Origin of the sequence: Vibrio sp. UCD-FRSSP16_30, assembly GCF_001676025.1 — a bacterium.
GTDB lineage: Bacteria > Pseudomonadota > Gammaproteobacteria > Enterobacterales > Vibrionaceae > Vibrio.
The window spans coordinates 32,987-53,566 of sequence record NZ_LZFW01000084.1; the positions used below are offsets into that span (position 1 = coordinate 32,987).

At 42.4% G+C, this 20,580-nt stretch carries 15 protein-coding genes; 7 read left to right on the forward strand and 8 right to left on the reverse strand.

Features of this window, described 5'->3' with window-relative positions; translation table 11 throughout:
* Positions 1-106: 106 nt before the first annotated feature.
* Entirely contained in the window at positions 107-676 is a 570-nt protein-coding gene (locus tag A9260_RS15980) for an LON peptidase substrate-binding domain-containing protein (RefSeq protein ID WP_068700741.1), read from the reverse strand.
* Between the two features lie 284 nt (positions 677-960).
* Between A9260_RS15980 and A9260_RS15985 the strand changes: the two genes are divergently transcribed.
* From A9260_RS15985 to csdA, 4 genes are all read left to right on the forward strand, one after another.
* The gene (locus tag A9260_RS15985; protein WP_068700744.1) at positions 961-1,767 is read left to right on the forward strand and encodes a nucleoside-specific channel-forming Tsx family protein; all 807 of its coding nucleotides are present in this window, start codon (positions 961-963) and stop codon (positions 1,765-1,767) included.
* Positions 1,768-1,881: 114 nt separating this feature from the next.
* Positions 1,882-2,766, forward strand: coding sequence for a 2-dehydropantoate 2-reductase (gene panE, locus A9260_RS15990; RefSeq protein ID WP_068700746.1), 885 nt, complete (start codon positions 1,882-1,884; stop codon positions 2,764-2,766).
* Positions 2,763-3,368, forward strand: coding sequence for a DJ-1 family glyoxalase III (locus tag A9260_RS15995; protein ID WP_068700749.1), 606 nt, complete (start codon positions 2,763-2,765; stop codon positions 3,366-3,368). The genes panE and A9260_RS15995 overlap by 4 nt, the downstream gene beginning before the upstream one ends.
* Positions 3,361-4,578 (forward strand): cysteine desulfurase CsdA, encoded by a 1,218-nt coding sequence (gene csdA / locus A9260_RS16000; RefSeq protein WP_068700751.1) that lies wholly within the window; start codon positions 3,361-3,363, stop codon positions 4,576-4,578. The genes A9260_RS15995 and csdA overlap by 8 nt, the downstream gene beginning before the upstream one ends.
* A 12-nt stretch (positions 4,579-4,590) precedes the next feature.
* Here csdA and csdE read toward each other — a convergent pair whose 3' ends face one another.
* From csdE to mltA, 3 genes are all read right to left on the reverse strand, one after another.
* A complete protein-coding gene (gene csdE, locus A9260_RS16005; protein ID WP_068700753.1) occupies positions 4,591-5,016 on the reverse strand; it encodes a cysteine desulfurase sulfur acceptor subunit CsdE in 426 nt (141 codons plus the stop codon).
* Between the two features lie 17 nt (positions 5,017-5,033).
* The gene (gene tcdA, locus A9260_RS16010; RefSeq protein WP_068700755.1) at positions 5,034-5,843 is read right to left on the reverse strand and encodes a tRNA cyclic N6-threonylcarbamoyladenosine(37) synthase TcdA; all 810 of its coding nucleotides are present in this window, start codon (positions 5,841-5,843) and stop codon (positions 5,034-5,036) included.
* Between the two features lie 134 nt (positions 5,844-5,977).
* Positions 5,978-7,069, reverse strand: coding sequence for a murein transglycosylase A (gene mltA / locus A9260_RS16015; RefSeq protein WP_068700757.1), 1,092 nt, complete (start codon positions 7,067-7,069; stop codon positions 5,978-5,980).
* 199 nt (positions 7,070-7,268) lie between these two features.
* Between mltA and argA the strand changes: the two genes are divergently transcribed.
* On the forward strand, positions 7,269-8,588 hold the full coding sequence (argA, locus tag A9260_RS16020) for an amino-acid N-acetyltransferase (RefSeq protein WP_068700759.1): 1,320 nt from the start codon (positions 7,269-7,271) through the stop codon (positions 8,586-8,588).
* A 46-nt stretch (positions 8,589-8,634) separates the two neighbouring features.
* Here the strand turns inward: argA and recD are convergent, their stop codons facing one another.
* The 4 genes from recD to A9260_RS16040 all read right to left on the reverse strand — a co-directional run bounded on the left by recD (position 8,635) and on the right by A9260_RS16040 (position 19,124).
* Positions 8,635-10,806, reverse strand: a complete 2,172-nt coding sequence (recD, locus tag A9260_RS16025) for an exodeoxyribonuclease V subunit alpha (RefSeq protein WP_068700760.1) — start codon at positions 10,804-10,806, stop codon at positions 8,635-8,637.
* Complete coding sequence (gene recB, locus A9260_RS16030) at positions 10,806-14,390, reverse strand: exodeoxyribonuclease V subunit beta (RefSeq protein ID WP_068700762.1); 3,585 nt, start codon at positions 14,388-14,390, stop codon at positions 10,806-10,808. The genes recD and recB overlap by 1 nt, the downstream gene beginning before the upstream one ends.
* A 262-nt stretch (positions 14,391-14,652) precedes the next feature.
* Positions 14,653-18,084, reverse strand: a complete 3,432-nt coding sequence (gene recC, locus A9260_RS16035; RefSeq protein WP_068700964.1) for an exodeoxyribonuclease V subunit gamma — start codon at positions 18,082-18,084, stop codon at positions 14,653-14,655.
* Positions 18,085-18,158: 74 nt separating this feature from the next.
* Positions 18,159-19,124 (reverse strand): TDT family transporter, encoded by a 966-nt coding sequence (locus A9260_RS16040; protein WP_068700764.1) that lies wholly within the window; start codon positions 19,122-19,124, stop codon positions 18,159-18,161.
* A gap of 104 nt (positions 19,125-19,228) precedes the next feature.
* Here A9260_RS16040 and A9260_RS16045 point away from each other — a divergent pair, with 104 nt between their 5' ends.
* A complete protein-coding gene (locus A9260_RS16045; protein WP_068700766.1) occupies positions 19,229-20,140 on the forward strand; it encodes a LysR substrate-binding domain-containing protein in 912 nt (303 codons plus the stop codon).
* 83 nt (positions 20,141-20,223) lie between these two features.
* On the forward strand, positions 20,224-20,520 hold the full coding sequence (locus A9260_RS16050) for a YebG family protein (RefSeq protein WP_068700768.1): 297 nt from the start codon (positions 20,224-20,226) through the stop codon (positions 20,518-20,520).
* Positions 20,521-20,580: the final 60 nt, after the last annotated feature.

The window sequence follows — 20,580 nt, forward strand, 5'->3', positions numbered from 1 at the left end:
GGGCATAATTTAGGCTAATGATTAATGCCTGTAAGTATATGCCAGTATTTTTCGTTAGATAAAAAACTATTGATGCTTTATCGGTCCATTACTTTTATATAAACATTTATACTTCAATAGCTTGGCAAAGAAATCGCACCGCTTCTTCACAATCCCCTTGAGAAATAAGATGCTCAAATTGAACTTGTTCCAATGGAAGTAATTCCAACCACCTTTGGCTAACCCAAGCTGCGTCATCAAAAAAACAATGTGAATAGAGATCCTTTATTTCAGGAAATCTCTGATAGACACGTTGCAGTTGTGAGCTGATAAATAAATCTTTATCCGATAATTGTTTGCTATTCCAATTACTTAAATACTCAATTTCTGCACAACGTAAACCATCAAATTCGCTCCAAATTCTATTAATTTTAAAACGATGAGTGCCGACTATGGTGACACCAAGAAAGCCATCACTGAGTTGATCAAAGTCGATGATTTTAGCCATTGTGCCAACATTTGATATACAACCAGCAGAAGCTGAATTGCAATCACCGATTAAACTGACACCAAACTCAAGGCCGGCTTTACAACTCTCACTGATCATTCGTTTATAGCGAGGCTCAAAGATCCTAATGTTCATTCTTCCTTCGGGTAGCACAACTGAACTTAAAGGAAATAGTTTGATCACTGACATAATATTCTCTGCTTAGTCCGTTTATGGCTAATACGTAATTGAATGAAAATCGATCAGCTCTCTCTAACATTGTGTTTTTTAAAAAGTTCCCTTAAAATTTTCAACTGGACAATAATCGAACTGCACATTTGTAGTTTTGTGATACAGATCACTCTTAAGTGTAATTTATGCCAGTCTTATCACTTTCATTTGCGCAATAGATCTCTATTATTCCCTGTATGGAAACGGTTGCTATGGAATAGCAAATTCATTTTTCGCAAAACATTTTTAGAGTACCCATTATTATGCGTAAATCACTTTTAACACTTGGCCTACTAGCGGCGACATCAGCTCCAGTAATTGCAGCAGACTACACTGACGGTGACATCCACAAAAACGACTACAAGTGGATGCAATTTAACCTGATGGGTGCTTTTAATGAAAAAGGTGCTGGTGCTGAATCTTCTCATGATTACTTAGAAATGGAATTTGGTGGTCGTTCTGGAGTTTTTGATCTTTACGGTTATGTTGATGTATTCAACCTACTAAGCAGCCCAAGCTCTGATAAAGATGGTCAAGAAAAAACGTACATGAAATTCGCTCCTCGCGTATCTCTAGATGCTTTAACGCATAACGACCTTTCATTTGGACCTGTTCAAGAGCTGTATGTAGCAACTCTTTTTGAATGGGGTGGCAACTCTGGTGTAAATAACCAAAAAGTTGGTCTAGGTTCTGATGTGATGGTTCCTTGGTTAGGCAAAATTGGCCTAAACCTTTATGGTACTTACGACTCGAACTTAAAAGACTGGAATGGTTACCAAATATCAACAAATTGGTTCAAACCTTTCTACTTCTTCGATAACGGTTCATTCATTTCTTACCAAGGTTACATCGACTATCAATTTGGCATGAAAGAAAAATACTCTTCTGCTAGCAACGGTGGTGCGATGTTCAATGGTATCTACTGGCACTCAGATCACTATGCTGTAGGTTACGGTCTTAAACTTTACCATGATGTTTACGGCTTTAAAGATGGCGAAACTACATCTTGGGGTGCGGTATCTGAATCATCTGGCATTGGTCACTACGTATCAGTGACTTACAAGTTCTAATCTGAACTCTAAGTTATAAAAAAGGCGCTATTAGCGCCTTTTTTGATCTCTGCGATTCGCGAATTGAGGTAAATACACGTATCCTAGCCATGCAAAAACACAGGAGAGTAACGCTTGAATATTTGTATCCTTGGCGCTGGCGCGATTGGTTCGCTTTGGGCCTGTTATCTGCACAAGGCAGGTCATAATGTATCGCTTTGGACAAAAGGTGATGAGCCCTCAATCGCTTTATCTTTAGATGACCAGCCCACCATGACTTTTAAAGCGAATCAGACGACTCATCTATCGGATGCGGATCTTGTGCTTATTGCGGTTAAAGCGTGGCAAGTACAATCGGCAACTCAGCCAATCCTACCATTCATAAAACCAAGCTGTACCTTGCTATTTACTCACAATGGCATGGGGGTAATCCAAGCACTGTTACCCCAGCTAAATAAATACAATGTGTTATTTGCTACCACCACTCACGGCGCGCTAAAACAAAGTCAATCAAAGCTAAAACATACCGGATATGGCCGCACAACCATTGGCCAACTCAATCAATATGGCACAGATGTTTCTCGCTCTATAACCGAAGTTTTGCATCAAGCTCTTAGTCCTGTTTACTGGGATGACAATATCCAGCAAGCCCTGTGGAATAAACTGGCGATTAACTGCTGTATTAACCCTTTAACGGCAATCAGAAATTGTCGTAATGGAGAACTCAGCGATCCGATAACTTTGGCTTTCATTGACTCTTTATGCCTAGAAATTAGCTCGGTGATTAATGCGCAAGGGTTGATTTGTAAGCGTGAAGCTCTGTTTGAACAAGTACAGCAAGTCATTCAAGCCACAAAAGATAACTACTCATCAATGCATCAAGATATTTATCATGGACGAGTAACAGAAATTGACTATATTACTGGATACCTGATTCAACGAGCGCAAGCGCACAATCTTAACGTGCCACTCAATGAAAAGCTGTTTAAACAAATCAAACAACAAGAGGCCAGCTTATGACCATTAAAGCCTTAGTCCCTATCGCCCCTGGTACTGAAGAGATGGAAGCCATCACCATCATCGATGTGCTCATCCGTGCCAATTATCAAGTCACCGTTGCCAGCGTTGAACCTGAAGGGCAATTAACCTTTAAGGGTTCTAGAGGCATTCCTCTTAGCGCAGACGTTAAATTAGTGGATGTGGCCGATGAGGAGTTTGATGTGATTGCCTTGCCTGGCGGCGTTGACGGCGCAATGGTATTTCAGCAAAGTATTTTGCTCTTAGAGATGGTTAAACAGCAGCATTATGATGGGCGATTAAACGCGGCTATTTGTGCAACCCCAGCACTCATGCTGCAACACCATAACTTGTACCCAAAAGCTCTGATGACTTGTCATCCAAGCTTTAAATCGCATATTCCGGCTAATAATTGGCGAGAAAAGCGCGTCACCTATGATCAAACTTACAATCTACTGACTAGCCAAGGGCCAGGTAGCGCATTCGAATTTGCCATAGAAATCATCATTCACCTATCGGGTAAAGCATTTGCTTGGAGCATTGCAGAACCTATGGTGCCATTACCTAATCTTCACTATCACAATCTAGGAGCGAAAGGTGTTTGATATTCAATCTGTCCGAGACCAGTTCCCTGCTCTGCAATCAGCATCGGATAACTCACCGCAAGCTTTGGTTTATCTCGACAGCGCTGCAACGACGCAAAAGCCTAAGCAAGTTATTGATACCATTACTCAGTATTACTCGCAGCACAATGCCAATGTGCACAGAGGCACTCATAGCCTAACCGCCAATGCTACCTCTTTGTTTGAACATGCTCGCGAAAACGTTCGTGACTTTATCAATGCCAATTCGACTAAAGAAATCGTTTGGACACGCGGCGCAACAGAAGCGATTAATCTTATTGCTCAAACCTATGCCAGAAATACGCTAGTTGCTGGCGATGAGATTCTGATCAGCGAAATGGAGCATCATGCCAATATTGTGCCGTGGCAAATTGTGGCTGAGCAAACCGGTGCTCACGTAGTTAAAATCCCAATGCTACCCGACTGCACTTTAGATATTGATGCCTTTAAATCTTTGCTCAATCCTAAAACAAAAATCGTCGCCATTGGCCATGTTTCTAATGTCACTGGCACTCGCCACCCAATAGAACTGATGATCAAACTGGCAAGACAGTTTAATGCGGTTGTTATCGTGGATGGCGCGCAAGGTATCGTGCATGAAACAGTGGATGTGCAAAAACTCGATTGTGATTTTTATGTCTTCTCTGGCCATAAACTGTACGCCCCAACAGGGATCGGTGTTTTATACGGCAAGTTAGCTCTATTAGAGGCGATGCCCCCTTGGCATGGTGGCGGTAAGATGGTCAACAAGGTGAGTTTTTCAGGGACTTCTTTTAGTGAGTTACCGGGGAAATTTGAAGCAGGAACGCCTAATGTTGCTGGCGCTCTAGCACTCTCAAGTGCCATAGATTGGTTAAAGAGCATTGATCCGCAAGGTGCTGAGATGCACGTTCAGCAATTACAGCAACGAGCTTATCTCGCGATAAAAGAAATTGACGATATTGAAGTGATTGGCTATCAAGAAAAAGCCAGCGTGATCAGCCTTGTAATGGCGGGTGTACATCATCAAGATATTGCGACATTACTTGACCAACAAGGCGTCGCCCTTAGAGCGGGTCATCACTGTGCTCACCCGTTAATGGATGCTCTTGGAATTAAGGGGACAGTGCGTGTCTCGTTTGCTCTATACAACACAACCCAAGAAGTTGACGCCTTTGTTGCGGCTCTAACGAAAGCGGTAGATATGCTTTAACGCTTAACAATATTACGCTGTGAGCGTTTTAATTTGTTCAACAATCGCTTTAAGCCCATTACCGCGTGATGGGCTTAAATGCTGAATTAACCCAAGGTTTTCAAAGTAACTTTCTATGTCAAACTGCTGAATTTGTTGACTGGTTTTGCCATTGAAGACCGTTAGCACTAATGCGATGAGCCCGCGAACAATGCGCGCATCAGAATCTGCGCAAAACTGCCATACGTCACCAACTTGTTGCCCGACTAACCAAACTTGGCTTTCACATCCAGCAACCAGCACTTGCTCAGCTTTTAACTCTTCAGGCATTACTGGCAGCTTTTTACCCCACTGAATAACCTGACGATAGCGCTTCTCCCACCCTTGGCATAGTGTCATCTGTGCCAGAATGTCAGCTTCTAAAATAGTACTGCCAAATGGATTTTCAGGATAATTCATAGTCAACAAACCTTAATTTAAACGCGATGCTTTTGAATCAGCTTTTCAATAATGCGTGAGACAGCCACAAAACCAAACGTTGCGGTCACCACGGTTGCTGCGCCAAAGCCTGTCGCACAATCCATGCGTTTTGGCCCTTCAGCGGTTGCTTTAACGGCGCACACACTGCCATCTGCTTGCGGGTATTTTAACTGCTCAGTTGAGAACACACAGTCAATGCTAAATTTACGCTTAGGGTTTTTGCTGAAGTTATGGAAGCGACGCAACTGATCTTTGATTTTTTTCGCCAGAGGATCTTGCACGGTTTTGCTCAAATCCGCGACACAAATTTGTGTGGGATCAACCTGTCCACCAGCACCGCCAATAGTAATGACTTTTATCTTATTGCTACGACAATAAGCTAGCAGTGATGCCTTCGCTTTCACGCTATCAATGGCATCTAACACATAGTCGTATTCTTTACTTAGATACTCAGCTTGATTGTCTGAATCAATAAAGTCATCAATCAGGTTCACTTTGCAATCTGGGTTAATTAGCGCAACACGCTCCGCCATCACCTCAATTTTGCTCTTGCCAACAGTACCTGACATCGCATGAATTTGACGGTTAATGTTGGTGACACACACATCGTCCATATCGATTAGAGTAAGCTCACCAATGCCGCTTCTTGCCAAAGCTTCAACGGCCCAAGAACCCACACCACCAATACCAATTACACACACATGCGCGGCGCGTAAGATCTCGACTTCGCTATTACCGTAAAGACGGCGAGTGCCACCAAAACGTTGGTCATAGGATTCTGATGCTGGGGTGGTTAATTCTCGCATGAAGATACTTCTCTGAACATAAAACAACAAGAGTGCGTTTTATACGCACTCTTGTAATCAATGTCTAGTTTTTGCCAGCTTTTGCCACCTGCTAACGAGGGTAAAATTGCGCACAATGACACACAATACTAGGACTATTTTTCGACTGCAGTAGAAGTTGCAGCTTCTGAGCTTTGTAAGTCCAATTTCCACACTCGACCAAAGTGCTTATAGTGGCCTGACTGCACCCCAGCCCTTGCCCCCATACCATGGTAGAGATCAAGATGATTCTCTTTTACTGCGCCGCCCGTATCTAACACAATTAATAGGCGCAGTGCGTGAGCGCCAGACCAAGTGCCATCGGCATTAAGTAGTGGAACTTCAGCTAATATCGGTGTGCCCATAGGTAATATTTTTCTATCACCGGCAACCGATGCCATCGGTAATAACGGGATCCCAGCAGAACCTCTGACAGCTAAATCTTCTTTAGGGACAAAGAACACATAAGAAGGATTTTGCTCAAGCAACTCTTTGACTGTCGCTTCATCATTTTCCGACACCCACTGTTTAATCGCTTTTAATGACATGTCTTTTCTTGCCACTAAGTCACGCTCAATTAAGATTCGGCCAATGCTGACGTAGGCACGATTGTTTTTCCCGGCATAAGCAAAATACTGCATGCTGTTGTCATCGCCAAAATGAACAAAGCCACTTCCCTGCACTTCCATCAAGAAAGGATCAATCATATTGGGCGCATAACCCAGTTCAAGCCCTTTACCTTGCAACGCACCATCATAAATTTGCGCGCGAGTTGGGCACTGCTGTGTACAACTTGGCTTGCCATATACTGGGTATTTATAGGTTTCATCTGGCTGATGACGTAACTCGATTACTGGTGAGAAGTAGCCGGTAAATAGAACGTTCCCCTTGTTATCACCGCCACGCATTTGCGCACTTTGGACACCAAAGTTTTTTAAATCGGCAGGATCGCCACTTTGTAACGCCCATTCAGATAGGTGTTGATACAGATCGTGATACTTAGCCGACATCGACGGTGAGTTATCCAACACTTGCTTAGCTTGTGCATCAAAGGTATTTAAATCGATAAAAGCATTACTTTTAATCGTTTCTGTTGGGGTAAGGGGCTGTTGAAATTCTTGATCAAAGTATTGCTGTCCTTGATCGGTGTTATTAGCACAACCAGTCACTAGCATCACCAGAGTAAAAAGAGGAATAAATTTGCGCATTGGTTAGGGTTAATATCCTTAATGAAACCTTATAAAGTCAGAATGACAAACTCATTGTGTTTACGCAATGCCTGTAAGAAAAATCACCAACAAATAACATAAAAGTGTGTCATCCTGCGATTTATCATTAGCAACTTAAATAGTTGTAATTATATAAATAATCATTATTATTGTATAAAAATTCAATCTAAGTCAGCTTATGTCTCGCAGTACCGAACTGGTTAAAGGATTTCGTCAATCCACCCCTTATGTGAATGCGCACCGTGATAGCACTATGGTGATCTATCTTTGTGGCGAAGCATTAAATCACGAAAACTTCCCTAATATCGTCAGTGATATCGCATTGCTGCATAGCTTAGGGGTTAAACTCGTTTTAGTTCACGGTGCTCGACCGCAAATTGATCAACGCCTGCATTTGCAATCTCTTAGTTCCCCCTATCACAAAGATATTCGGATTACTGAATCATCGACTCTGCCACATGTGATGCAAGCCTCCGGACAACTGCAACTGGCAATTACCGCTCACCTATCAATGAGTCTGAACAATACGCCAATGGCGGGCAATCAACTGAACGTTGTCAGTGGCAACTTTGTTATCGCGCAGCCGTTAGGTATCGATAACGGCGTCGATTACCAACACAGTGGCCGTGTTCGTCGTATCGATGTAGAAGGTATTAATCGCACTCTCGAGCGTGATTCTATTGTTCTTATCGGTCCTGTAGCAGGCTCGGTCACAGGAGAGTGTTTTAACCTTGTTTCTGAAGAACTCGCCACACAGATAGCCATCAAACTAGGCGCTGATAAGCTGATTGGTTTTAGCTCTGATCAGGGCTATATCAAACCCGATGGAGAGGTTGCCGCTGAGCTATTTCCGCATGAAGTTGAGCATATTCTTAAACAAGGCATTACCGGTAACGCCCCTAGTACTCAACGCTTTTTACCCGCCGCAGTAAAAGCTTGTAGAAAAGGCGTGCAACGCTGTCATCTGGTCAGTTATATGGATGATGGCGCTTTAATACAAGAGTTGTTCTCTCGTGATGGTATTGGTACGCAAGTGGTGATGGACAGCGCCGAACAAGTACGCATTGCCACCATTGACGATATTGGTGGTATTCTCGATTTGATTGAACCTTTAGAAAGTGAAGGCATATTAGTTCGCCGCTCAAGAGAGCAGCTTGAACAAGAGATTGAACGCTTTACCATTATCGTCAAAGACAGATTGATTATTGGTTGCGCGGCGCTCTATCCCTACACCGAAGACAAAATGGCCGAAATGGCCTGTGTTGCCATCCATACTGAATACCGAGATGGCAACCGAGGCGCACATTTACTCACCTATATGAAGCATCAAGCCGAATCTCTAGGCATTAAACAATTGTTTATCCTAACGACGCACAGCCTACATTGGTTTAGAGAACAAGGCTTTAGCGAGATTGATCTTGAAGACCTGCCAATTAAAAAGCAGGATCTGTATAACTTCCAAAGAAAATCTAAAATCTTGGCGTTAGATATTAGTTAACGCCAAGCCTTTCAGTTGATGCTCTTGCTAGGCAAGGCAAGCTAATTTAATTAGTAGCTAATCTGCGTGACAGATGGCTACTTCTGGCTGTTTTTTGCTTAATTGCACGTTGAATAATCGCGGTATCTGCATAGATACTTAGCTTATTTTTAGCTCGGGTAACACCGGTATAAAATAACTCGCGAGTTAATACAGGCGTTGGCGTTTTCGGTAGCAATAACAAAGTATGATTAAACTCACTGCCCTGAGATTTATGGATAGTCATGGAGTAAGCGGTTTCATGAGGCGGAACGCGACTTGGAAGTACTCCTTTCACACTACCATCAGGCAGCTCAAAATAGACTTTTAATCTTGGTTCTTGCAAGCTCTCATCAAGTAAACAAATTCCAATATCACCATTATACAATTGCTGATTATGGTCATTATTTTTTACCATCACTGGTCGTCCAATATACCAAGTATCTCGATCTCTTGGGATCAACCCCTTACCTGCTAACGCTTTTTCTATATTGTTATTTGCCCCTTCAACGCCAAACTCCCCTTCACGTACTGCGCACAGTAAACGAGTTTGAGAAAAGCTCTGCAGCACCTGTCGAGCAAAAGAGGACATACTCATTGTGCCATTGTTTTCAAAGCGTAAATTTAGGTAGCTTTTATAGCGTGCAACTAAATGCGTCACCAGCTCTGCGTAAGTTTGGGCATTAACATCAAAGTGTTCAATATCGGTGTAATCCGCAGCAAATGCTTCATCAACCTTGGCCATCTCCCCAGCATTGATTGCTCTTGCCAATTTACCAATACCAGAGCGGCTATGAAAACGAAAACTCTTTTGTAATACACATAAACTATCACTAATGGCACTACCGACCTGCGGAGAAGTAGCCAGTTCATATCCGGTTAATTTACTCAGTAAAGCTTTATGGGATGGGCTGTATCCTTGAGTGCCAAGCTGGCAGATATCCCCCAACACCGCGCCAGCTTCAACCGATGAGAGCTGATCTCTATCACCTAATAAAATTAAGCGGGCATGGGCTGGCAGTGCATTAAGCAATTTGCACATCATAGGCAAATCCACCATAGACGCTTCATCAAGAATCAAAAGATCTAAATGCAACAGATTTTGCGCGTTATGTTTAAATTCAGTTCTATTTGGGATAGCCCCTAATAAGCGGTGTAAGGTACTGGCAGAGGTAGGGATCTTTTGTTTAATTTGTGGTGATACAGGTAAAGAATCTATCGCTTGCCCAATAGATTCCGTCAGGCGAGCCGCCGCCTTACCCGTCGGCGCAGCCAGTTTAATATCGAGATCTTTTTCACTTGAGGCCACCAGCGCTGCAAGCAATTTCGATACCGTGGTGGTTTTACCTGTGCCTGGGCCGCCTGATATCACGCAGAAACGGCGAGTCAGTGCAGTGGCTGCTGCTAGTTTCTGATAATTAACACAAGCGCTTAATGGAATATATTCGGCTAACTGTTCAAGATCATGACTGGAATTTGCCTGCATTGCTATTGCCACAATTTTATCAAAGGCTAAACCATCAAGATCAACAACATCTAGAGATTCACAAATCGCTCGCTGAATTTTCGCGCTAGAAGCATTCGCTTGTTTAAGATCTTGTATCTCGGCAAAGAGGTAACTCAACTGCCAAGCAAACAGTTGATCTAACTGCACTCTTAATACCAAAAGCTGATTAGCATCAATGTTAATGGGCTCTGCATACTCTAATAATTTTTGAGCCAATGAGCCTTCAAAGTGCCAATATTTTTGTAAATACACACTGCCAAATTCGAATACCAATGGTTTGTGCATAGCTTCTTGAAATCCAGCTCTTTCAAAGTCATGCGCCACTAAGCTTGACTGATTCAGCTCATCAACCCAATGACATGCCAGCAGTTCAGGATTAAATAACGGCTCTAGTGAACTCACACCAAATGCCCGTAAAGGATTCCAGTTATTCGCAATAGGCAAACATGTGTTGCCTTTACTCAGCTCATAACTGACCGCGCATATCATGACGGCTATGTGTGATTTTGACGCGCTTTTCTCTTGACCAGATAAAAACTTGGCTAGCTGAAAATCAATGTCTCGAACCATATTCATATTGGCCATCAACTCTAACCAATCCAACCAGCTTTTTTGATGATAATGAGCTAATTGCTCTGGAGCAATTTCAGAGAGATTTAATGTTTGTGGAAGGCTTTCGGCTGTCTCAATCATTATATTGCTTCCTCACCGCGAATGTGTGCATCGAGTTCTAATAACATTTGTTGCGATGGCTTAGCAGAAAATACGCCGTATTCACCACTGCCGTCCATACCTCTTAAAAATAAGTAAAAGACCCCTCCAAAATGAGCATCGTAAGAGTAATCAGCAATACGACTACTTAAAAATCGCTGTAACGCCAGTGCGTAAATTTGATATTGGGCATCATAGCGATGATCGATCATTGCCAGATCTAAGCTCTTTTGATGGTAATCTTCGGCCAAATCACCAAGATGATTTGACTTCCAATCTAAGACATAATATTTGCCCTGATGCTCAAAAACCAAATCAATAAAGCCTTTTAACATGCCCTCTACCGGAGCAAAACCTAGCTCTCCTGCTTGCGCAGTCAGTGAATCATATTTATGAGTAATGGTATTGAAGCGCTGCGCCAGCAGGATCTCGATAGGTAGCAAAAACTCCATTTCCACCAGCCTTTGTGATGGATTTTTATCTGACAATTTGAGGCCATTACCATCTAAGTCAGTGTTGAGTACCTTATCGACCATCTCTTGCAGTATTGGCAGCCATTCTTCTTCTAACTGCTCTTTGATTATCAGTTGTCTAATGATCTCTTGGTTGCGCGCCGTAAAGGCTGATTCGGTGTATTCAACCTCTTCAAATAAGCTGTGTAAAAATGTCCCCGGTCTTGCACCTCGAGGAAAGTTGAACATGGTCTTTTGCTTTAGATCAATCAATGGTGTTTGGTCTTGTGACGCGTCAATATCCAGTGTTGTATCAAGCCATGCGCTCTCATCTTTATAAACACTGCCATGCCCTTGTTTAACCAATCCTGAGTAACTGGTCATTCTCCAGCGCCAATCAATTTGCTGCTGCATTTTATTGGCTTCCAGCATTTCCAGTTCGGCCTCTGGCGCTTGATAACGAACGTCATCCCAAGGAATAGGATCGCTAACCACAATTGAAGCATACTTATCTTCAAACTCACGTAACGCAGTGCTAAGAGCGCTGGCTTCTTGTGGCTCACTACCTTGTAATAGATAGCCAATAGAACTTAAGTGAGTCATCACTTTCTTGCTGCGCCCGTCTTTTAAAGCAGCCACACCTAGATAACAAGAGTATACGGCGCGAGTGACTGCGACATAGATAAGACGCAGATCCTCAGCAAGGCGCTCTTTATCGGATAGCTCAATCCCCTCGGCATTATTGTCTATATCAAAGCGAGTGCTTTTACGCTCATCATCATAATAAAGTGCCTGCTTGCTTTGACGACTGGCGCTAACAAAAGGCACAAAGATAATGTCATACTCCAAACCTTTGGATTTATGAATAGTGACAATTTGCACTAGGTTTCGCTCAGACTCTAAACGCTGCTTTTGCTCATCGCCTAAATCGCCACTGGCAGCGTCAAAGATATGCTCTTCAAACCAACGTAATAAAGCGTGATCGCTTTCCAGTTCAGCAGACGCTTGTTGCAATAATTCGGCAAGGTGCATTAAATCAGTAAGTACTCGCTCACCTTGATGCTGCTGTTGTAGAGTCTGTGCTAACTCTCTGTATTGAATGAGTTTTCGAATCATAGGCATGATGCCAGACTTTAACCAAATCTGGCGATAGTCACTGAACTCCTGACTCAATAACTCCCAGTATTGTTCATCTTGATTTAATCTTTCCAAATCAAACAAGGACAAATCAAATAAGCGACTGGCAGCGGCGGAGCGTAACGCGCGGTCATTATCAAAGTGCAAAGCTGCACGTAAAAATAACATCACATCACTGGCAACTGAGCTGGCAAATACACTGTCTCTATTCGATAAATAAACGCTCGCGACGCCCTTTTCTGATAGCGCTTTACGCACTAAGTTGGCCTCTCTACCCGTACGCACTAAAACTGCAATATTGCCCGCTTGAATAGGCTTATTTTTAGAACCGTGCAAAACAGCCAAACCTTGGTCTGATGCACTTAGGATCTGTTGTATTTGAGTTGCCGTAGATTGCGCCATAGCATGATTGTAATCTCCCTTGGCAACCCCTTCCCCCTCTTGTTGCTGATGCCAGATGGTCATGGCAGGCTGCACCTTATCATGTAAAGACCATGATTTTTTATCCGCATCAGGGCTTGCTAATACGGAAGTAAAAGGAATATCGTCATTGTAAATAAAAGGCGATTCAGCTTCTTCAAATAGCGCGTTACTCGCTTGCACCATATCCTGACTAGAGCGCCAGTTAGTGGTTAAGTTAAAGTGGGAGGTTACTTCATTTCGAGCTCGAATATAGGTAAAGATATCAGCGCCACGAAAAGCATAAATTGCCTGCTTAGGATCGCCAATCATAAACAAACCGCACTCAGGTCGTTGCAGGTAAAGATGACTAAATATGTTGTATTGCTGTGGATCGGTATCTTGAAACTCATCGATCATCGCAACGGGATACAACAGACGAATTCGTTGAGATAATAAATCGTCTTCATCGGTTTGCAGTGCATAATCCAACTGGCTTAATAGGTCATCAAATGAAAGCTTCTGCTGCTGCTTTTTCGCCTTTTGTAATTGTGCACGGCACTCAGGAATGGCGTGTGTGAGGATGGCTTGCTTTATCTCCAATGGAGGCAATTGGAAAAAGTCCTCTAGCTGATTAAAGACCGCATGCTCAGGTACTTGCTTGCCTGCTTTGGTTTTGCCTTGTAATGCGCCACTGCTAAAGCGTACTAAGCAATCAGGCACCGCTAATGTTGAAGGCGTTTTATTAGCCCAAGCATCGATTTGCGAGATCCAGTTAGGCACATTCTTTTTGTTATAAGGGTTTTTAGTAATGCCTGACTCTTCTATCAGCTTATTAAAAGTATCACTTTCAAGTAACCATTTTTGCTTGAGATCATCAACCGCAGTAATGCGCTGTGCATACTGTTCTTCTAGGTCACCCTGTGCCATATCAGAGTGGATATAAACCTCATTGCCACTAATAAAGTTATCAATCTGTTTGTGTAATTCTTGCGGTGTTTTCCAGTGGCTACGGATTTCCGCTACCATGGTTTTGTTCATTTGATAAAAATGGCGACGCCAATAATCCGCCACAACCTGCGCTTTAAGTTGAGTTTCATCTTTAATAAATTGACTGTTAAATCGACTGCCAGATTCAAAGGCATTTTGGGTTAACATTCGCTGACAAAAACCATGAATAGTAAAGACTGCGGCTTCATCCATTTGTCTTTCAGCGGCAAGCAATAACTGGCAAGCATTATCTCTATCATCAGTCTGATCAAGTAGCGGCTTGATAATAGGATCATCACTATAACCTCGGCTGAAATCGACCCTAGCTTGGTGTATGCGCGCGCGGATACGATCCTTTAGCTCAGCGGTTGCCGCTTCAGTAAAAGTCACTACTAAAATTTGTTCAACCGTTAATGGCCTATCGTGAGCACTGCCGTTATCACCATGCCCTAACAACAATCTTAGATAGAGACCGGCAATGGTAAATGTCTTCCCTGTCCCGGCAGAAGCTTCAATTAAGCGTGCACCATGCAAAGGAAATGTCATTGTATCAAGAGCTGCAGGTTGTATCTGCGCCGCATCAGTCATAGTAAATCCTATCTAAATATGTGATCGATGTAATGAAACGATGTTATGCGTTAGAAAACTGAAAGCTAAGGGATAAAGTTTGCGATCATTCTCACTGTTATAACGGGCTTTTACGCGTAGCCTTGCGCGACAATCATGAGCACTAAGTGCCTGTTTAATCATACAAATATAAGAATAAGAGGTCTCTCTGGCCCTTTGGCCGCCAGTCCTATCCCTACACATAATAATTCTGGCGGCCACCCTTTTCCTTTTCATCAAAAAATTACTTTTTGTCTTTAGCTTGTAGACGCTCTTGCGCAGGTAGAAAGACCCTTTCCGCAAGACGATAACCTTGCTTAACAACCTCATCACTCAGTTGTGCCCATACTCGCTGTATGTACAAATCATCAGATTCACCCGCACTAAAATCGTTACCTAGATAGCGACTATCAAATTTTTTCTTAGCAGCTTCACGCGCAACGTCGGTATCGCCTCTTTTTGATTTTGAGACAAACTCTTGCATACCAGCTTGGGCACTAAGCGGGAAATATGGCAATGGATTAGTCATACCTTCAAAAAATAACAGTAACAAATCCTGCATGAAGACTAAGGCATCTTTTTCTGCTACTGGTGCAAGGGAGAAATACTCGACTCCTGTTTTATTAACACCAATTATATGACTGGTAATCTGATGGCCAGATGCGCTGGCACATAGGTGTTTAATCCATGCTTGTAAGATATCTTTTGAGCGTACACTGCCAACACGATGATGAACTAAGCCTGAGCCATAATAATTATCAAGCCAGCCCGTAATCAGCAACTTGTGATTACGGTAAGGAACCTCTAAAGACAAAGAGATCGAAGGCTGTTTACTGCTCGTATAAAATTCAATTTCAGCCACTAAATCTTTCATCTCATCAAGACTTTCTGCTACCGCTAAATCACCAAATTCGCCTACCGGCAATTGACCTGAACTGCGATAATAATCGGCCACTTGATCTGCCCGTGATGCTCCACCTTCTAGCATTGCATCAACAAAATCATCACGCAGAAGATAACGTTCTAACCCTCTAAGTGAGAATGGTTCATCATCGGCGGTTATCTCTTTGTCACTGGTCAGCCAAACTTGTAATCGCTGATTAAAGAACGACTTCACCGGCAAAGACCAAAATGATAATAATTGCTCAAGCTCTATCTCAGGGATATCACCACGCTCTAAAAAGTAATCATTCAGCGGGGTGTCCGCTGTGACTGTTTCGGATGAAATACCATTGGCAATCGTTAGCCATTCAGAGGCAAAGCTTGGTTGATCAGTAAAAGCCTCTCGGCTAAAGGGGGTCATACTGTGATGGGAGATAAGATGCTTTAAAAGTTGCTCGCCAGAATCATCCACAGATTCTAATTCATCACCTGCTAGGCAATAGTTTTGCGAGCAGTACTCTAGCAACTCAGTCACCAAAATAGAGGGTAAGCATTCACTGTTATCTAAAATCGATTGCCCAATATAACTAATGTATAAATTACTTTGCGCCGATAGCAGTGCCTCTAAAAATAGATAACGGTCATCATCGCGGCGACTTCTATCGCCAATACGAGTTTTAACTGTCATTAAGTCAAAACCTTCTTGCGCGACAGTTCTTGGATATACCCCGTCGTTCATGCCCAATAAACACACCACTTTAAATGGTATAGAGCGCATTGGCATTAAGGTGCAGCAATTGACTTGCCCTGCTAAAAAACGCTGGCTGACGCGAGAGTTGTCTAATTTATCTTGCAAGTACTCACTGACTACTTGATGACTTAAACTCGCTTCTAACCCAGCTTCTGCTGTTTGCTCGGTTAATGAAGACAGTGCATCGCGAATGGTTGTAAGTGCAATTTCATTTTCAATATCTAGATCAAAAAAGTCATTTACTAGAGCGTTTAATTGGGCTTGCCATTGCGCGCTATATTGCGGTGTATTTAAGATTTGTCGATAGTGCAACACCTTATCAATGAATGCGGCTAACCGACCGGCAAGCTCTGCTTGCATCCCTTCAACTTGCTCATAAGGCGCTAAGAGTCCCTCATCAAGAGCAAATGGCTGACTGATAGCCGACATACTGTAGCCAAGCAAAATACGTTGTAGGCCAAATAGCCAAGTATTTTGATTAAGCTGCGGTAATTCAAACTCTGTTGCGGTCGATTCATCTAAACCCCAACGAACACCGGCTTCTTCTACCCACAAGCCAATTAATTCAAAATCAGCATTTGATAGACCAAAGCGCTGTAAAATAGCGGGCGTCTCTAAGATCTCCATCATTTCACTACGACCACAGCGACTATTGGGCAGTGCCAATAATTGTAAAAACGCATTCAAAATTGGCGTTTCTTCGGCCACGCTTCTATCAGAGATCGAATAAGGAATTCGTCGATCTCCCACAGCATTACCAAAAATGGCTTTGATAGCTGGGGAATAGGCATTGATGTCAGCAACCATCACAATAATGTCGCGAGGCTTTAAGCTAGGATCTTGATTAAATAAATTCAAGAGGTGATCGTGCAGTACTTCGACTTCTCTTGTCGCGCTGTGACAGCTGTGAATCGAAAGTGAGTTATCTTGTTGCGAGACATTCGCCTTATGTAAGCTTTGTTCAAGTCTTGAGTCGTCTTGATGCTGTTCTAGGTTTAATATATTTTGCTGTATTTTATGCAAGAAATTATCTGCATCTATATCGACAAATGCTTCAACTTCGTTGCTACCTAGCTCTGATAATAAGTGCAGGTTATCTCTTCCCTGCTTGCCCATTGACGCGAGCAGATTGTTAGTAATCGCATCACAGTGATACTCAGGCAGCGCATTGTGTTCGATATCACCTTTTAATAATGGAACACCTTGATCCTCGCTAAACTCCTGCCCATGCCATTTAATCTTAGGTCTTACTGAGGCGGCCATTTTAGACAGCGTTCGCTGATCTTTAATATCCCCCCAATAATAACGACAAGGATTGTGGAACATTAAGTGCACGTCGATATGCTCACCTAGTGCCTTGAGCGCTTCTAGATACTTAGGTGGTAAAGAGCTAATACCAAACACGAATAGGCGCTTTGGTACCTGAGAGCTTTCTATATCATCCGCTTTCGCCAACGCATCAATAAAGTCTTGATACAAATTGGCGCGATGGTACTTAGACTGACCTAAATTAATCGTAAACTGATAGAGCTCACGCCAAAGTTCACCTTGCCATAAGCCCTGCTGATCAAGTTCTGCTGGGTGCTCACCATTTTCCCACGCCGTTATATAATCTGGACGATAGACCAAATAACCATCAAAAATATCGGCAATTTTTCCTGCTAGTTGAAACAGCTTTGAATCATCTTCATCTTGCTCAAGATAAGACGCTAATGGGGAAAAAGTCGTTTCTTTCAATTTTTGAGGCAGGACTTGCATTAACTTCCAAGTCATTGCTTCTTTGTTAAAAGCACTACGCTTTGGCACATTTGGCAACACTTCAATAAACATTTGCCAAATAAAAGTCGCGGGAAGTGGAAAGTTAAGATTGGCGGCAATTCCCATATCTTTAGCCAGTTCCATCTTCAACCACTGAGACATTCCGGGACTTTGCACCAAAATTTGTTCTTGCTCAAAAGGAGAAGAAAGGGGCTGCTGACGGATCAGGGCGATCAGTAAAGATTTAAGAAGATCAATTTGGTTTGAATGATAAACAGTAAACAAGGCAGGCTCACAATCCATTGAATCAATTGCAATAAGGTTACCATACCCCACTGCAATTGATGTCTCAAAGTAAGCTATTTAGTGGCTAATTCTAATCTAGGTTGGATTAAAAGGTTATTGAAGTACTGCAAAGCTACATAACTCACAATACCAAATGCGATGATTAACTCAACCACAGCAAGAGTATGAACCTGCTGAACATATTCGCTCGCAATCCCCTGCTCATCCATCCATAACGCCACTTTAAACATAGCAGTCGCACTGATCACTAAAGGGAATGTAAACGCTGAGTATCCTGGGCTAAATGGCAGCTTCAACAAACGGAAAAACGCGATATAAATAACGCCGGTCATCAAAATCGCAATACCGAACAACAAAGCCACGATCATAGGTGATGGAGACTCAACAAAAGACAGGTAGCCTGCCAGTGATAGACTGGCAGGAGCGGCCAAAATTGCCAGTGTTGGTTTAGCTGCATCTTCTACTAACTCAGAAAACATCAGACGATAAATCATCATCGGCAACATGATAGCGTAAGCGCCCATACCAAAGTACAAGGTAGTCTCACCAATCCAATGCAGTGAAGCACTTCCCGAGTATGTTAACGCTGCTACCACAATGCCTACCGGCGGTACAAACCAACTCGGCAGCATATGATGAAGCTCAAAATTCTGGCTACGATGAAAACTAAAGCTTGCTAGGAAGAGTATGTGAAGCACCACAGATACAACCCAAATAACATTGCCAAGCCATGCTAAATGCTGACCGATAGCGAAAGAGACCACCATACTCGCCATAGCAAAAGTAGGTACAACACTACCGACAACAGGATGAGATAAGTCTTGCTTTAATAGATGGCGATGAAACAGGAATTTGGCCATCAAGACGAACAGCAGTACCGATGCAATTAATGCTCCTGTAATTTGAGCATAACCATTAAACAGACCCAGATTTTCTAAACACCAGCCTAAACTTGCGATACCAAGGGCAAGGCCAGCCATTGGTGTGGGTGCATTGGCTAATCGAGATTGTGTTTGCATTAGATTGTTCCGCTCATTAATTACTTGATGCAATGAGTATATAATTGCACTATGTTTATTAAAATTTAAACATTTAAAACATTCGTTAAGTAAAACAAAACACTATGATTCCTTTTACATTACGACAATTAGAAGTCTTTACCTGTGTTGCTAAAGCAAACTCTTTATCCTCTGCGGCAAAAAGTTTGTATTTGTCAAAAGCGGCGGTGAGTCTATCTCTTAACCAACTTGAAAATCAATTAGCGCATACTTTGTTTGATAGAGTAAATAATCGCTTAATTTTAAATCAAGAAGGTATGCGCCTTTTATCTGTTGCCGATGAGGTGTTAGAACGTGCTAGGGCGATTCCAAATCTATTTACTCAATCCAGCCCAGAGAAGTTAAGTGGCACACTCAATATAGGTGCGAGTAATACGATAGGTAATCAACTTCTCCCCTACCTTATTCGCGATTTCACAGCACAATATCCAGATGTAAAGTTTAAAACTTTATTAGAAAATTCAGCGGTTTTAAGCCAAAAAGTGATTGATTACCAAGTTGATATTGCGTTCATCGAGAGCAATCAACAATTAGATAAACTCACCCATCATCCTTTTGGCTTTGATCAGATGTGTGTGATTTGCAATCCAGATGATCCTTTAGCTCATCGCTCACAAGTATCAATCAATGATCTAGAAGAGCGCAGTTGGCTTGTAAGAGAGCTTGGATCAGGATCGCGTGATTATTTTATGCAGCACATCGCAAAGCACACCACCTCATGGCAAGAAGAGTTTGTACTGAGTAGCAGTGAAGCGATCATCAATAGTGTTTCAGCAGGGCTTGGATTAGCTTGTTTATCAGAACTGTCAATTGATAGCGCTCTGAAAGCAGGCAAAATCAGTAAACTGAACATTAATCTTCCCCTTGATAGATCAATGCAAGTTGTACTGCATAAAGATAAATACTTAAATCCACTCCTTAGTGCATTTCTACACTACAGTCTTGAATGGCGTTTGAGCGATCACCCGACAAAATAGTGAACTCGGCTAGACTGTATAATTATAATTATGTATAAATAACCAGTATTTAATTATTAACAAACAATTTATGAGGATGGACCATGGCTGTTATCGTCAAGTACGTGGTAGAACGCAACGGAGAAGAAAAGATGACTTTTACCTCAAAGGCCGAAGCGGACGCATACGACAAAATGCTAGATGTGGCTGATGAACTGTTTGAGCTTTTAGCTAACAGTAAAATCATTACCGATGAAAGCCAGCAAGAAGAGCTTTCTATGTATCTATCAAAGCATAAAGAAGATGTATTGTATGCACTAGGCGCGAAACGCAAACCAGCACCTAAAAAGCCAAAAGCAGTAGTTCAAGAGGATGTTATTGATACGTCTGATGCTGCATAAATAAAAACTTAAATTTATATAGTCCTTTTATCATAAAATAAGTCACTCTAGCGCCATAAT

Coding starts and splice junctions, on each gene's coding strand:
- csdE (WP_068700753.1), bottom strand. CDS start 5,016: ATGAATTATCCTGAAAATCCATTTGGCAGTACTATTTTAGAAGCTGAC.
- A9260_RS15980 (WP_068700741.1), bottom strand. CDS start 676: ATGTCAGTGATCAAACTATTTCCTTTAAGTTCAGTTGTGCTACCCGAA.
- recD (WP_068700760.1), bottom strand. CDS start 10,806: ATGATTGAGACAGCCGAAAGCCTTCCACAAACATTAAATCTCTCTGAA.
- A9260_RS16040 (WP_068700764.1), bottom strand. CDS start 19,124: ATGCAAACACAATCTCGATTAGCCAATGCACCCACACCAATGGCTGGC.
- A9260_RS15995 (WP_068700749.1), top strand. CDS start 2,763: ATGACCATTAAAGCCTTAGTCCCTATCGCCCCTGGTACTGAAGAGATG.
- mltA (WP_068700757.1), bottom strand. CDS start 7,069: ATGCGCAAATTTATTCCTCTTTTTACTCTGGTGATGCTAGTGACTGGT.
- A9260_RS15985 (WP_068700744.1), top strand. CDS start 961: ATGCGTAAATCACTTTTAACACTTGGCCTACTAGCGGCGACATCAGCT.
- argA (WP_068700759.1), top strand. CDS start 7,269: ATGTCTCGCAGTACCGAACTGGTTAAAGGATTTCGTCAATCCACCCCT.
- A9260_RS16045 (WP_068700766.1), top strand. CDS start 19,229: ATGATTCCTTTTACATTACGACAATTAGAAGTCTTTACCTGTGTTGCT.
- tcdA (WP_068700755.1), bottom strand. CDS start 5,843: ATGCGAGAATTAACCACCCCAGCATCAGAATCCTATGACCAACGTTTT.
- recB (WP_068700762.1), bottom strand. CDS start 14,390: ATGACTGATGCGGCGCAGATACAACCTGCAGCTCTTGATACAATGACA.
- A9260_RS16050 (WP_068700768.1), top strand. CDS start 20,224: ATGGCTGTTATCGTCAAGTACGTGGTAGAACGCAACGGAGAAGAAAAG.